Source organism: Methylobacterium mesophilicum, assembly GCF_022179445.1.
Taxonomy (GTDB): Bacteria; Pseudomonadota; Alphaproteobacteria; order Rhizobiales; family Beijerinckiaceae; genus Methylobacterium; species Methylobacterium mesophilicum.
The window spans coordinates 1-12,903 of the sequence record NZ_BPQU01000021.1 but is presented as its reverse complement, the minus strand read 5'-3'; the positions used below and the strand labels follow the sequence as shown (position 1 = coordinate 12,903).

The window sequence follows — 12,903 nt, the reverse complement described above, 5'->3', positions numbered from 1 at the left end:
AACAGACGATGTCAATCAAGATGCCAGCGCATCATGCCGGTTCCGACATCCGGCACGAGGCGCGAAAGCGCAGCCTTAAGGACCCCGACGCTCCGGTCGGGGCTCGGTCTTAGGCAGCGCCGTGCGTCGGAGCCTCGCCGGCCAGGCGCTTCAGGTGAAGCTCCTCCAGGTCGATCTCCCCTTCCAGGGCCCGCAGCACCGAGCTGTGGATGCGGTTCTCCCGGTGCAGGGCGATCAGCGCCGAGCGCCCGGACCGCACCGCCAGCAGCGCGGCTGCGAAATGCTCGGTCTTCTCGGCGGCCAGGGCCCCGCGCTCGTCGCGATCCCGGGAGGATGCCCGCACCCGCCGACGGTATTCCTCCACCAGACGCGGATGCTGCAGGGCGCCGGACCCGGGCGCCACCAGCCGCTGAAGGGCACCGAGCCCGGCCTCGTTCATCACCACCCGGGCCATCGCGGCGTCGAGATGGCCCTCGGGGAGGCTCTGGCGCGGGTCGAGGCGCAGCCACCGGATCAGTGGTCCGAGCGACGTACCCTGGATCAGGACGGTGAACAGGATCACCGCGAAGGCCGCCACCAGGATCGCGTCGCGGCCCGGGAAGTCCACCGGCAGTGCCAGGGCGGCGGCGAGGGTCACCACCCCGCGCATGCCGGCCCAGCCGATGATCAGCGGCACCCGCGGGTCCGGGCGGGGCTCCTGGGCGCGAACCCGGGCCGACAGGGTCCGCCGCAGGTAGACGGCGGGGAACACCCAGAGCAGCCGCGCGGTCACGCATGCCACCGTGACGGTGACCGCCAGGGGCAGGCCCGTGGCGAGTGCGCCGAGGTCGCCCCCGGACCGGGCCAGCACGCCGCGCAGGGCCAGCCCGATCAGCACGAAGACCAGGGCCTCCAGCACGAAGACCACGAATTCCCACACCGAAACGGCGTGACGCCGGACATGGGCATCGAAGGTCTCGTGCTCGCGCCCGCCCATCATCAGCCCGCAGGCGACCACGGCGAGCACCCCGGAGGCGTGGATCTCCTCGGCGGCGAGGTAGGCGGCGTAGGAGGCCAGAAAACTCAGCACCGCCACGGCGTTGGCGTCGTGCAGGCGCCGCACCAGCGCGTTCACCGCTAGGCCGCAGGCGAGCCCGACCGCGACGCCCGCCACAGCCAGCCAGGCGAAGCTGCCCCCCGCCGCCCAGGCGCTGAAGCTGCCGGTCAGCGCCGCCGCAACGGCGAACCGGTAGAGCACGAGGCCGGAGGCGTCGTTGACGAGACTCTCGCCCTCCAGGACCGTGACCATCCGGCGGGGCAGGGCGACCCGGGCCAGCACCGCCTTGGCGGCGACCGCGTCCGGAGGCGACACGATGGCGCCGAGCGCGAAGCAGGCGGCCCAGGGCAGGGCCGGCACCACCGCGTGGGCGACGAGGCCGACCACCAGGGTGGTGAACAGCACCGCGCCGAGCGAGAGCGACAGGATCGCGCCGAGGCTTGCGCGGAAGTCGCGCCAGACGGTGAAGTAGGCCGATTCGAGCAGCAGCGGCGGCAGGAACAGGACCATGATCAGGTCCGGATCGAGATCGAAGGCCGGCAGGCCCGGCGCCACCGCCAGCGCCATGCCGCCCAGCACCAGGGCGGCGGCCGGGGGAAACCCCAGCCGCCCGGCGATCAGAGACAGCAGCAAGGCCGCCCCGAGGAGCGCGAGGATCAATTCGAACAGGGCAACGGGCGTCATCGATTAGTTTCGGCGCTGAAGTTTCGGCAAGCTCGGCCATTCTAAGCAGGTTTCGCCGGGCTGCCGAACGTTTTCGCCGAATCCTGCCGATGAAGCGGGTGATCGCCGCTATGCCGCCAGATCACCGCCGCATCAGCGAGCGATCGAGGAGCCCGGACGCGCGACAGCCGGCAGGGGATCAGTCCCGAAGACGATCCTCCAGCGCCGGCGGGAGACCGCCCTGCCGGGTCATGAGGCGATCGAAGGCGGCGAGATCCGCTCGCGCCCCGCGTTCGGCGAGGAACGCCGCCGACGTGATGGCCGAAAGCTTCTTGGCCACGGCCGTTGCGACGAATTGATCGAGCGTGGTCCCGCCTTCGCGGGCGATCCGCTCGGCCGCATCGGTCAGCCCATGGGGCAGGCGCACCGTAACGTCGCGATCCATCCTTCAGCCTCTTTGCAGGACGTCGCTCGGACTGGCGACGGCGATCCCGAAGCCCAACGGGGCGGCCCCGAAATCCGCCCTGTTGAACGTGACGATCGCGTCGGCCCGTCCGTTGACCGCCACTTCGAGCACCATCTCGTCCGCAGGATCCCGCAGCCGCGGCCACCAGAGATAATGGATCACGACGGGCTCCGCGAACAGGGCCAGCACGTTGAGGACATTGCCGACATCCGCCGCGGAGATCCGGGCTGCCCGCAGATGCTCCGGCCGCAGGGCGACGGCCTCATATTCGAGGAACAGCGGGACGCTCAAAAGCATCCGGAACTCGCCTGCCCTGATCCGGCGCAGCAGCGCAGCCGAACCGCCCGCCGGGCTTCGCAGCGCGGCCACGAGGATGTTGGTGTCGAGGACCAGACGCATGCATGGGATCGAGTCGGTGTGAGCGGCCCCGTACAGTACCCTACAGCGCCCCCTCCCGCACCGCGCCCGGGTCGGCCAGCGCGTGGAGGATGCGGGCGGCGCTGTGGGCGAAGCGGAGGGTGACGGCCTTGCGGCGGGGGCCGCTGAGCGGGTGCTCCGGCGCCTCCCGCAGGATGCCGGCGCCGTAGCCGTCGGCGACGATCAGGCCGCACTCTTCCGGGATCAGGGATTCGGGCACGTCCTCGGGGATGGCGAAGAAGAACCGGTCGCAGAAGTCCCTGTAATCAGGCCACTTTCTGTCGGCGCGGAAATCCGCGACGCTCGACTTGATCTCCACGATGGTGAGCCGGCCGGCGCCGCACAGGGCGATCACGTCGGCGCGGCGGCCGTTGACCAGGGAGAATTCCGGCAGGGTGACGCAGCCCATCTCGGAGAACAGGCGGCGCACGCCGCGCTGGATCCGCAGGGCGGTGGGCGATTGCCGCCGGTCGGGGGGCAGGATCGTGGCGCCCGCCGGGAGCGCGGGGAGGCCGAGGGAAGCGGACATGCGGTTGCGGGATGCGCCTGTGTCGAATCGGGACATCCTGCCGAAACGCGGCCGATTCGTCACCTGCGGCGCGGCATCGCCCCCGGCCCATCGGCAAAACATCCCTGTGAATGCAGAGACTTAAGCCAGGAACGACCGGATCGCGGCAAACCCGTCGGTGAGCGCGGCGGGGCCCGGCTGGAGGATCAGCGGGGCCTTGATCTCGTGGATCCGGCCGGTCCGCACCGCCGGGATCGCGTCCCAGCCGGGGCGGGCGCGGATGCGGTCGACGTTGACCTTCTTGCCGCACCAGGAGGCCAGGATCACGTCGGGGGCGGCGGCGATCACCTGGTCGGCGGTGACGATCCGGTCCTTCGCGGCCGGCTGTCGGCTGAGCTCGGGGAACACGTCCTGGCCGCCGGCGAAACCGATTAATTCGGAGATCCAGCCGATTCCGGAGATCATCGGCGCGTCCCACTCTTCGAAGTAAACGCGAAGTCTGGGCCGGGTCGGGGCCTGTGCGGCGGCGGAATGCAGGGATTCTTCGAAGAACCGCGCGAGCGCGTCGGCCCGCTCCGGAACCCCGACCAGGGCCCCCAAAGTGCGGACCATGGCCAGGCAGCCCGCCACATCCCTCTGGTTGAACAGGTGGACGGCGATACCCGCGCGGGCGAGATCGGCGACGATGTCGGCCTGGAGGTCGGAGAACGCCAGGACGAGGTCCGGCGCCAGCGCCAGGATTTTTGGGAGGTCGGCGCTGGTGAAGGCCGAGACCCGGGGCTTCTCCCGCCGGACCCGGGGCGGGCGCACCGCGTAGCCCGAGACGCCGACGATCCGGTCCTCCTCACCCAGGAGGTACAGGGTCTCGACGGTCTCCTCGGTGAGGCAGACGATGCGCTCCGGCGGGAAGCGGCGCATCAGCGGGCCGGCCGGATCACCGGTCGAGCCAGGCGAGCAGCCCGGCCCCGGGGGCGAGCAGCACGAAGGCCCAGACCAGCGCCGAGGCGACGTTGGCCAGCTGGAACGGCAGCCGGGCCAGCCCGAGGGTGCCGGCGAGCAGCGGCACCAGGGCCCGGGCCGGCCCGAAGAAGCGCCCCAGCGCCACCGCGGCGATGCCCCAGCGGCCGATGAAGCGTTCCGCCTTGGCAACGAGGTCGGGGTAGCGCCGCAGGGGCCACTTGGTGCGGGCGCCCGGCCCGACCCAGCGCCCGGCCTCGTAGGAGAGCCAATCCCCCAGGGCGGCCCCCAGGGCGGCGGCGCCGATCACCGGCCAGAGCGGGATGTCGGCCCCCCCGACCAGGGCGCCGATGCCGATCAGGATCACGGTGGCCGGCACGAACAGCGACAGGATCGCGATCGACTCGCAGAAGGCGAGCCCCCCGGCGATCAGCGGCGTCCAGACCTTGTGCGCCTCGACGAAGGCGAGGGTGGAGGTCCGCAGGGCTTCGATGTCCATCGGGCTCGGGGGGCGGCGGGGGGATCGGACCCATCTGAGGTGGGGGAGGGCGGGGGACAAGGGTTCTTTTTGGGAACTTGGGCTTCGCTGGAGGTGCAGGAAGGACGCGTCGCCATGGACGGGCCTGCGCCATGGGCTTATTCTTCCCGGCATGGAGAAGCCGCTCCATACGGTCGTCGAGACGAACGCCTTCCTGACCACGGCCAGGCGGATCGGCCTGTCGGACGACGAGCGCGCGGCGATCGTGAACCAGGTTGCCGCCGCGCCCCAGGATGGCGATCTGGTCCAGGGCTCGGGTGGGGTCCGCAAGATCCGTTTCGCCGGTTCGGGCGGCTACCGCGTGATGGTGGCCTATCTCGGCGCCGAGAGTCCCGCTTATCTCTTGGGTGTGCTGAGCAAGACCGCACGCGCAACTTTCACGGATGCCGAGATCAACGCCATGCACAGCCTGACGAAGGCCATCAAGCAGGCCCGGAAAGCGGCCCGGGATCGGTGATCGGCGAGGGATCGATGAAGAACGAAGCGTTTGAAACCGTCATGGCGGGCCTGCAGGACGCGCTCGCCCATGCCCGCGGCGAGGCGGTCCCGGGCCTTGTGGTGCACGCGCCACGCGTCGCCGATCTCGACGTGGCCGCCATCCGGCGGCGCACCGGCGCCTCGCAGGCTCGCTTCGCGCAGAGCATCGGGATCGCGGTCTCGACCCTGCGCAACTGGGAGCAGGGCCGCCGCCGCCCGGAGGGGCCGGCCCGGGTGCTGCTGGCGCTCTTGGACCGGAATCCGCTTGTGGTGAAGGAGCTGCTGGTGGGTGAAGGCTGAAGGGTGGTACGGTCCGATTTCGACTTGAGGTTTCCGTTCGCGACAAATTTTCCACCACTGGAAAGCGGACAGGATCCGTCAACTCGTTGGCAGTCCGATCACTGCCGCTGTAAAAATCCTGCGAATTGGGCGTGTCGCTTTAGCGTTGTCTGGACTTGGGCAGCAATGGTGGAGGGCATCGTGTTTTCAGGGCTAAACGCCTTCATCTCCAGTATCACGTTGGCTGGGGCAATCGGAGACCGATCGACAAGGATATCAGCCCTAACTTTCCCATGAGCGGAGTTGATCGTTTGCTCATAGCTAGCTGAAAGGCCCAATTGGCTAAGGCATAGAGCTATGCGTCGCCCCAGCTGAGTGGGTTTGGACGTGACTTCAGCATACCAGTCGCGAGCCTCGGTCGCACGCTTGGATGCGCGCTCTCGTAGCGGGGCGTATTTCTCAGGCGACCAGTTTCCCGACACAATCGAATATAGATGCGTTGTCTTTAGCTGAGCGAGATAGCTGCCCCCAAGCTCAACTTCTGCCTTTTCAATTTCTCTACATAGTGGATGCAAGTCCGCTGCCGCTATTGGGACCAGCCTTACGTCGAAATATAGCCGCGCTCTGTTAAATTCGCGCAATGGAAGCTGATTTTGATCGTCGCTGTTAAGTTGTCGATACCAGGCATCCCAGTTAAGTTTATATCCAGATCGGGGGTCAGAAAATTGCTGTATTCTCGAAATTCGTAGGCCATCAGTTACAGGCCAAAGCATGATCACCTGATATGTAGATAAATCATGCAACGTCGTAGCATATCGGGCAAGTCGTTGCCCGGTTACTTCTATTGTATCGCCAAGCGTAGTCTCTTCATCAGAGATACTTTTTAGATCAATATCAAGTATTTCGTAATCTGACAACAATCGATCTTGATTATGAAATCGGAAATTTTCTTCGATAATGCTCGGCCAGTTTTCCCTTGGAAGACCTTCGACTTCAAAACCTTTCGTCGCGAGTATCCGTCGATTTCTAGAAGTAGCGGCTTCCAATGAACTCTGAAACTCGTGATCAGTTGTCAACCAAATGAACAGCGTCGGCTCTGGCTTCGGATTGGAACGGTCGAGAAGACTCAAAGACTCAACAAATGCGGACGGCACGTTAGTGCGCTGAGTTGCAACCTCTTCGTATTGATCAATCACCGCTACGAGCTTTTTTTCTTGGCTCGTCGCCGCATTTCTCCGAGTGCATCGTCAAGAGCTTGCGGATTTTCAATTGCCTGGCGAGGAAGCTGCTCCACATAAAGATCTGGCAGGTGCGTTCCGATCTCTAAAGAAGCTGACGATTTTCCGCTTCCGCTCCTACCAAATACAGGCAGAAACCTAATACCTCCGCTGATTTCCATCGCAGCGAAGGCAGCCTTCACAGCTGCTAGCAAAGGCTGGTTTGGCTTCAGTCGGCCACGAAAAGCGACGTCCAGATCTTCGTACCGGGAAGGCAGGCTGATAGTCATAAGGCATCATCGCCATCCTGGGCGCAAATGCAACACGCCGCGTGATGTATGGATCTGTTAATTTAATGCTGGACCCGGCATGAGCCGCTGAAACCCGTTTGCATTGGCTACTCTGTTGGTGATCGCATACCATGACGTGGTGAACGTCTGGAGCGTTGACGGCTGCTTCACGGGCTCGCCCTCTGTAGACGGATTATCGCCCAACCACCCGTCGCAGACAGTTTGAGCAAGCACAGACCGCCCAACTCGAACCACCCACCCCCGCGTTTGCGCCCGCACCCCGGATCGCCGACAGCTTCGGCTCTCCCCCGGAATCGGGGATCACCCGCGTTGGACGCCCTGTCGATCCAGTCCCACGTCGCCGACGGCCTATCGGCAAGGCGGCCAAGGTGTTCCTGATGCGGCGGCTCGGGGTCGAGGCCTGGCCGGTCCACACGGTGCAGGTCTCCGACCACACCGGCTCCGAGGCATGGCCCAGCCCGGTCTTCGCGGCGCAGGGGGCACCCGGCGGCACGGGCCGTCGTCGGAGGCAAAGTCTTCGGCAACCGCAACAGGTCGATGTCCGGCTCCTGGGTCTCAGCCCCGACCCCGTGTAGCGGCCCCAGCCCATCACCACTGAGCGTAACAACTTCGGAACGGAACGGGCGGGTTTCGCATTGCTGGCGCCACATGCGGGAGCCTGCCGTGAGACCCATCCGCCGCGTCCTTCTCGGGCTGTCGCTCCTGGCCGTCCCGCTCCTGGCCGTCCCGCAGCCCCTCCGGGCGCAGGCCGTCGCCGGTGAGGCGTATACCACCCTGGAGGCGGACGAGCCCCGTCCGGGGCCGCCGCCGCCGCTGCCGGACCTGTCGGATCCGAACGGGCGGGCGGGCGAGGCCCTCAACGAGCCCGGCGAGCGCTCCGGCATCCCCAAGACGCTGCGTGCGTCCGGCTCCAAGGCGGGCGGTCCGGCCAACGACCTCAACCCGAGCGGGCAGGCGGAGGCGCCGGCGCCGCCCAAGGGCGATCTCGGCAAGGTCGCGGCCGGCCAGGACCTGTTCCACGGCAATTACTGCGGCAAGGGCCAGCGCGGCGCAGGCCTGCCCCCGGTCGACGCCCTCGACGCCGCCTGCATGCGCCACGACGCCTGCTACGACGCCGCCGGCTACAGCTCCTGCGCCTGCGACGCGACGCTGAAGCGGGAGGCCGCGTCCGTCTCGGACGCGCCGGGCGCCTCGCTGGAGACGCGGCGCCGGGCGCTCAGCGTCACGCAGGCGACGGTGGCCATGCGCTGCCGCGCGCCCTGATCCGGTCACGGCGTCCCGCCGAGGGGGGACGCGGTCCGGCCCGCCTGCCGGCTGTGGGGGCCAAACCCGATGCGGGCCGGCCGTCCGGACCGCGCGCCCCCGGGCTTGCCTCCCATCGCTTGCGCCCGCGCCCCGGATCGCCGACAGCTTCGGCTCTCCCCACGGCACCGGGAATCACCCGCGTTGAACGTCCTGTCGATCCAGTCCCACGTCGCCTACGGGCATGTCGGCAACGCGTCGGCGGTTTTTCCGATGCAGCGGCTCGGGGTCGAGGTCTGGCCGGTCCACACGGTGCAGTTCTCCAACCACACCGGCTACGGGGCGTGGCGCGGCCCGATCTTCGAGGCGGACATGATCCGCGACGTGGTGCGGGGCATCGGCGAGCGCGGGGTGTTTCCGAGCTGCGACGCGGTGCTGTCGGGCTACATGGGCTCGGCCGCGATCGGGGAGGCGATCCTGGAGGCGGTGGCCTCCGTGCGGGCTGCGAACCCGCAGGCGCTCTATTGCTGCGACCCGGTGATCGGCGACGTCGCGGAGGGCGTCTACGTGCGGCCGGGGATCGAGGCGTTCCTGCGCGAGCGCGCGGTCCCGGCGGCCGACATCCTCACCCCCAACCAGTTCGAGCTCGACCGGCTCACCGGCCTGCCGAGCCGGACCCTGCCGGAGGCGGCGGCCGCGATCGCGGCGCTCCAGGCCAGGGGCCCCCGGGTGGTGCTGGTCACCTCGGCGCTCTGCGCCGACACGCCGTCCGACCGCATCGACCTGCTGGCCGGGGCGGAGGGCCGGGTGTTCCGGGTCCGCACCCCGCGGCTCGCCATCGCGGTGAACGGGGCGGGCGACTGCATCGCGGCCCTGTTCCTGGTCCACTACGCCCGCACCGGCTCGGCCGCCACGGCTTTGGGCGCGGCCGCCGCCTCGGTCTACGGCCTCCTGAAGCGCACCGCGGCGGCGGGCTCCCGGGAGATCCTCACCGTGGCCGCGCAGGACGAGTATATGAGCCCGAGCGAGACCTTTTCGGTCGAGGCGGTGTGAGGGGCGGCGCCCCCCTCAATCCCCCTCCCGCACGATGGTCGGTTCGTGCGTCACCGCAAAGTTCACCGAGCGGGCGATGAAGCACTGCGCGTGCGCCCGGTGGTGCAGCGCCAGGGCGGCCTCGGCGTCCGACTCCGCCGTGACGGTCACCCGGGGGCGCAGGATGACCGCGGTGAACTGGCCGCCGCCGCCGGGCTCCTCGGTCATGCGGCCCTCGGCGGTGTCGGCGTAGGCCGTCACCACGATCCCGGCCTGCGCGCACAGGCCGAGGTACCAGAGCTTGTGGCAGGCGCAGAGCGAGGCCACCAGCAGATCCTCCGGGTTCCAGCGGGCCGGGTCGCCCCGGAAGGCCGGGTCGGACGAGCCGGCGATCGTGGGCTTGCCAGGGGCCGCGGCCTCGAAGGCGCGGTCGTAGCCGCGATGGGTCCGGGTGCCGGCCCCTTTGTTGCCGGTCCAGGTCACCGTGACCGCGTAGGCGTGCTCCGTGTCGGGCATGGCTCCCTCCCGGTGGTGCGGTCCGCGTCCTCATCCCGATGCGCTGGGACTTCGGTCCGCGCTCGGCTACGCTCGCGATCCTGCCCGCCCCGGCGAGTCGGGGCGGGCTCAAGCTTATCCGAGCCGGGATCACGGCCGCCAGCCGGAATCCGTGCGGGCTCGAACCGAAGGGAATCGAACCGATGGCGCGCCGCTTCGTCACCCTCGACGTGTTCACCGACCAAAAACTCGCCGGCAACCCGCTGGCCGTGGTGCGCGACGCCGAGGGGCTCGACACGGCCGCGATGCAGGCGATCGCGGCGGAGTTCAACCTGTCCGAGACGGTGTTCGTGCTGCCGCCCACCGACGCACGGCAGCGGGCGCGGCTGCGGATCTTCACGCCGCGGCACGAGCTGCCGTTCGCCGGCCACCCGACCGTGGGGAGCGCCGTGCTGCTCGCCCTGGAGGACCCGTCCCAGGGCGATGCCCGGGCCTTCGGCCTGGAGGAGCGGATCGGGATCGTGCCCTGCGTGGTCGAGACGTTGTCCGACGGCAGCGGCGGCCGGGCGCGGTTCAAGCTGCCGGCCCTGCCGGAATTCCTGGGCGCCGGCCCGGACCCGGCGGTGCTGGCGCCGCTCCTCGGGCTCGAGCCCGGCGATCTCGGCACCGGCCGGCACGTCCCGAGCCGCCACGGGGTCGGGCCGTCCTTCACCTGCGTGCCGGTGGCCACGGTGGCGGCGCTGGACGCCGCCCGGTCCGCCCCGGCCCCGGAGGCGCAGGACGGGCTCTACCTCTACGCCCCGGACCCCGAGGGGACGGGCCAGAGCTGGCGGGTGCGGATGTTCGCGCCGCATCTCGGCATCGCGGAGGATCCCGCCACCGGCTCGGCGGCCGCCGCCTTCGCGGGGGTGCTGATGCAGTTCGAGACCCTGGGCGAGGGCACCCACGACGTGGCGATCCGCCAGGGCGAGGCCATGGGCCGGCCGAGCGCCATCGCGCTCCAGCTCACGATCGCGGCCGGCGCCCTGCGCTCGGTGGAGATCGGCGGCTCGGCCGTGATCGTGTCGGACGGGACCTTGCGTGTCTGACGGCTTCCGGATCACCCGGCTCGCCGGGGTCACGGCGCGACTCGTCGCGCATGACTGGCCGTTCGCCCGGGACCACGCCGCCGCGATCGCCGAACACTGGCGGGCGCGGCGCGCCCGCAGCCCCGGGATGTTCGACGGCACCGTGCTGCTCGCCCGCGCCTGGTCGGTCGAGGCCGGGATCGCCCGGGTGGAGCTGTTTGCCGCCCGCTATTCCAGCTTCATCGCCTACCGGGACCGGGGCCGCCCGGAAGCCGGCGTGGTCAACGCCTTCGCGGCGATCGTGCCCTGGAGCCGGGACGGCGCGGTGCTGCTCGGCGCGATGGGCGCCCACACGGCCAATGCCGGCCAGCTCTACTTCCCGTGCGGCACGCCCGACCTCGACGACGTGCGGGGCGAGACCGTCGACCTCGCCGGCAGCGCCGCCCGGGAACTCGCCGAGGAGACCGGCCTGGCGCTGCCGGCGGATGCCGCGACCGACTGGGTGCTGCTGGCCGGGGAGGGGCAGCTCGCCTTCCTGCGCCCGGTGCGGTTCCCGGAGACGGCCGACGCCCTGTGCGCCCGCATCGAGGCCCACCGCCGCCGGGAGGCGGAGCCGGAACTCGCCGGGATCCACGTGGCGCGGGGCGCAGGCGGCCCCGAGGCGGCCCGGATGCCGGGCTTCGTGCGCGCGTATCTGGCGGATGCTTTTGGGGATTAGGCTGTCGGAGGCCCGCGGCAGCGAAGGCTGGGCGGGTTGCAGGACGCGTGTCTCTCCCACCCACCCCCTCATCCTGAGAGGCTGTGAGTTGAACGGCCTCCTAGGGATATGGGCGCCCTGCCGCAACGATGCCGATCTTCTCGCCGGTGCCGATCGCGCGAAACACGATCGCTCGGTCCGCCAGCAATACAGATAACCGTTTCCTTGTTCGCCGCGGGCGCTTCCATAGACTTGGCCGCTCCGCTGAACCCCTCGCGCACGCTGCGCCGGGCAATGAAATGGGCCGCATGCGCATCCTCCCTGACGCCCAAAGAATGACTCGCCGGCGCGCGGCCGCCTGGCTCGCCGCGGCCCTGATGCTGTCGGCGGCCGTCCCGTCCCGCGCGGCCGAGCCGGTGGTGCTGCGGGTCGGCGACCAGAAGGGGGGCAACCGCTCGCTGCTGGAGATCTCCGGCTACGGAAAAGACCTGCCCTACACCATCGTCTGGTCGGAATTCCCCGCCGCCGCGCCGATCCTGGAGGCGCTCAATGCCGGCGCCCTCGATGTCGGCTATACCGGCGACCTGTCGCTGCTCACGGCCTACGCGGCCGGCGCCCCGATCAAGGCGGTCGGCGGCACCAGGTCCGACCCGCGGAGCCAGGCGATCCTGGTGCGCCAGGATTCCCCGATCCGGTCGGCGGCCGACCTCACGGGCAAGCGCCTGGCCGGCACCCGGGGCGGCTGGGGCCAGTTCCTGATCGACGCGACCCTGGAGAAGGCCGGGATCACCCTGGAGGGCGCCACCTTCGCAGCCCTCAACCCCGTGGACGCCAAGGTCGCCCTGGTCGCCGGCTCGGTCGATGCCTGGGCGGTGTGGGAGCCCTACGTCTCCTTCGCGACCCTGAAGGACAAGGCCCGGGTGATCGCCGACGGCGCGGGCCTGACGCCGACCATCACGTTCGTCGTCGCCTCCGACAGCGCCATCGCCACCAAGCGGGCGGCCGTGCAGGACCTGCTGGACCGCCTGAACAAGGCCCGGCTCTGGTCGCTCGACCATCTCCCCGCATACGCCAAGAGCACCGCCGCCCTGACCCGCCTGCCGGAGGATGTGCTGCTCGCGGCCTATGCGGCGCAGCGGACCAGCCCGATCGGGATCGACGACGGCGTGGTCGCGGAGGTCCAGGAGGCGTCCGATCGCGCCACCCGCTACGGCATCCTGGGCAAGCGGCTCGACGTGAGCCAAGCCGTCGATCGGAGTTTTACGGCTGCGGCGTCGAATTGAGGTGGCATGCTTTCGGCCTGGGCGGATCCGTCGGACGCGAGCCGACGTGGCACGCGCGATGCGCGTCCGGACGTGTCGGCGGGATGCCGTCACCCGTGGCTTTCCATGACTTTGAAGCCGGGTTGCCATCCCTCTGCTCCGGGAAGACTCTGCGCCCGTCGGGGCAGGGCGATCGCTTGAAGGGGATCAGGCGGTCTGAGTGACGATGGCTCTGAGGT

16 protein-coding genes and 1 pseudogene are annotated in these 12,903 nt (G+C 69.4%); 8 read left to right on the top strand and 9 right to left on the bottom strand.

All coding sequences use genetic code 11. The features are described 5' to 3' along the window. Window positions 1-109: 109 nt before the first annotated feature. The 6 genes from MFF40_RS19105 to MFF40_RS19080 all read right to left on the bottom strand — a co-directional run bounded on the left by MFF40_RS19105 (window position 110) and on the right by MFF40_RS19080 (window position 4,546). Window positions 110-1,720, bottom strand: a complete 1,611-nt coding sequence (locus MFF40_RS19105) for a Na+/H+ antiporter (RefSeq protein ID WP_147899462.1) — start codon at window positions 1,718-1,720, stop codon at window positions 110-112. 178 nt (window positions 1,721-1,898) lie between these two features. Continuing rightward, on the bottom strand, window positions 1,899-2,144 hold the full coding sequence (locus MFF40_RS19100) for a YlcI/YnfO family protein (RefSeq protein ID WP_147855527.1): 246 nt from the start codon (window positions 2,142-2,144) through the stop codon (window positions 1,899-1,901). Between the two features lie 3 nt (window positions 2,145-2,147). Beyond that, on the bottom strand, window positions 2,148-2,564 hold the full coding sequence (locus MFF40_RS19095; protein ID WP_147855528.1) for a putative toxin-antitoxin system toxin component, PIN family: 417 nt from the start codon (window positions 2,562-2,564) through the stop codon (window positions 2,148-2,150). A gap of 40 nt (window positions 2,565-2,604) precedes the next feature. Then, window positions 2,605-3,111 carry an MmcB family DNA repair protein gene (locus MFF40_RS19090; protein ID WP_147855529.1) on the bottom strand — a complete coding sequence of 169 codons (507 nt, stop codon included), beginning with the start codon at window positions 3,109-3,111 and terminating at the stop codon, window positions 2,605-2,607. 120 nt (window positions 3,112-3,231) lie between these two features. Next, window positions 3,232-4,008: a cobalamin-binding protein gene (locus MFF40_RS19085; protein ID WP_238261807.1), complete on the bottom strand. Its 777-nt coding sequence runs from the start codon at window positions 4,006-4,008 to the stop codon at window positions 3,232-3,234. Window positions 4,009-4,024: 16 nt separating this feature from the next. Beyond that, window positions 4,025-4,546, bottom strand: coding sequence for a DedA family protein (locus MFF40_RS19080; protein ID WP_147855531.1), 522 nt, complete (start codon window positions 4,544-4,546; stop codon window positions 4,025-4,027). Window positions 4,547-4,697: 151 nt separating this feature from the next. Here MFF40_RS19080 and MFF40_RS19075 point away from each other — a divergent pair, with 151 nt between their 5' ends. Next, a complete protein-coding gene (locus MFF40_RS19075; RefSeq protein WP_238261805.1) occupies window positions 4,698-5,042 on the top strand; it encodes a type II toxin-antitoxin system RelE/ParE family toxin in 345 nt (114 codons plus the stop codon). 41 nt (window positions 5,043-5,083) lie between these two features. Beyond that, the gene (locus MFF40_RS19070; protein WP_238261803.1) at window positions 5,084-5,362 is read left to right on the top strand and encodes a helix-turn-helix domain-containing protein; all 279 of its coding nucleotides are present in this window, start codon (window positions 5,084-5,086) and stop codon (window positions 5,360-5,362) included. Window positions 5,363-5,460: 98 nt separating this feature from the next. Here the strand turns inward: MFF40_RS19070 and MFF40_RS19065 are convergent, their stop codons facing one another. Both MFF40_RS19065 and MFF40_RS19060 read right to left on the bottom strand, forming a co-directional pair. Beyond that, on the bottom strand, window positions 5,461-6,537 hold the full coding sequence (locus MFF40_RS19065) for a hypothetical protein (RefSeq protein WP_238261801.1): 1,077 nt from the start codon (window positions 6,535-6,537) through the stop codon (window positions 5,461-5,463). Window positions 6,538-6,539: 2 nt separating this feature from the next. Continuing rightward, a complete protein-coding gene (locus MFF40_RS19060; RefSeq protein WP_238261799.1) occupies window positions 6,540-6,848 on the bottom strand; it encodes a hypothetical protein in 309 nt (102 codons plus the stop codon). A gap of 330 nt (window positions 6,849-7,178) precedes the next feature. Between MFF40_RS19060 and MFF40_RS19055 the strand changes: the two are divergent. The 3 genes and pseudogenes from MFF40_RS19055 to pdxY all read left to right on the top strand — a co-directional run. Further along, window positions 7,179-7,336 (top strand): annotated as a pseudogene (locus tag MFF40_RS19055) (pyridoxal kinase); the annotation flags it as partial. A gap of 196 nt (window positions 7,337-7,532) precedes the next feature. Beyond that, window positions 7,533-8,132 carry a phospholipase A2 family protein gene (locus tag MFF40_RS19050; protein ID WP_238261796.1) on the top strand — a complete coding sequence of 200 codons (600 nt, stop codon included), beginning with the start codon at window positions 7,533-7,535 and terminating at the stop codon, window positions 8,130-8,132. A 183-nt stretch (window positions 8,133-8,315) separates the two neighbouring features. Continuing rightward, window positions 8,316-9,164, top strand: a complete 849-nt coding sequence (pdxY, locus tag MFF40_RS19045) for a pyridoxal kinase PdxY (RefSeq protein WP_238261794.1) — start codon at window positions 8,316-8,318, stop codon at window positions 9,162-9,164. A 15-nt stretch (window positions 9,165-9,179) separates the two neighbouring features. Here the strand turns inward: pdxY and MFF40_RS19040 are convergent, their stop codons facing one another. Further along, window positions 9,180-9,659: an OsmC family protein gene (locus MFF40_RS19040; protein WP_238261792.1), complete on the bottom strand. Its 480-nt coding sequence runs from the start codon at window positions 9,657-9,659 to the stop codon at window positions 9,180-9,182. Window positions 9,660-9,841: 182 nt separating this feature from the next. Here MFF40_RS19040 and MFF40_RS19035 point away from each other — a divergent pair, with 182 nt between their 5' ends. The 3 genes from MFF40_RS19035 to MFF40_RS19025 all read left to right on the top strand — a co-directional run bounded on the left by MFF40_RS19035 (window position 9,842) and on the right by MFF40_RS19025 (window position 12,685). After that, complete coding sequence (locus MFF40_RS19035) at window positions 9,842-10,726, top strand: PhzF family phenazine biosynthesis protein (RefSeq protein WP_238261790.1); 885 nt, start codon at window positions 9,842-9,844, stop codon at window positions 10,724-10,726. After that, on the top strand, window positions 10,719-11,423 hold the full coding sequence (locus tag MFF40_RS19030) for an NUDIX hydrolase (RefSeq protein WP_238261788.1): 705 nt from the start codon (window positions 10,719-10,721) through the stop codon (window positions 11,421-11,423). Before MFF40_RS19035 ends, MFF40_RS19030 begins: the two co-directional genes overlap by 8 nt. Before the next feature lie 287 nt (window positions 11,424-11,710). Continuing rightward, a complete protein-coding gene (locus tag MFF40_RS19025; RefSeq protein ID WP_147856248.1) occupies window positions 11,711-12,685 on the top strand; it encodes an ABC transporter substrate-binding protein in 975 nt (324 codons plus the stop codon). The last annotated feature ends 218 nt before the right edge of the window (window positions 12,686-12,903 follow it).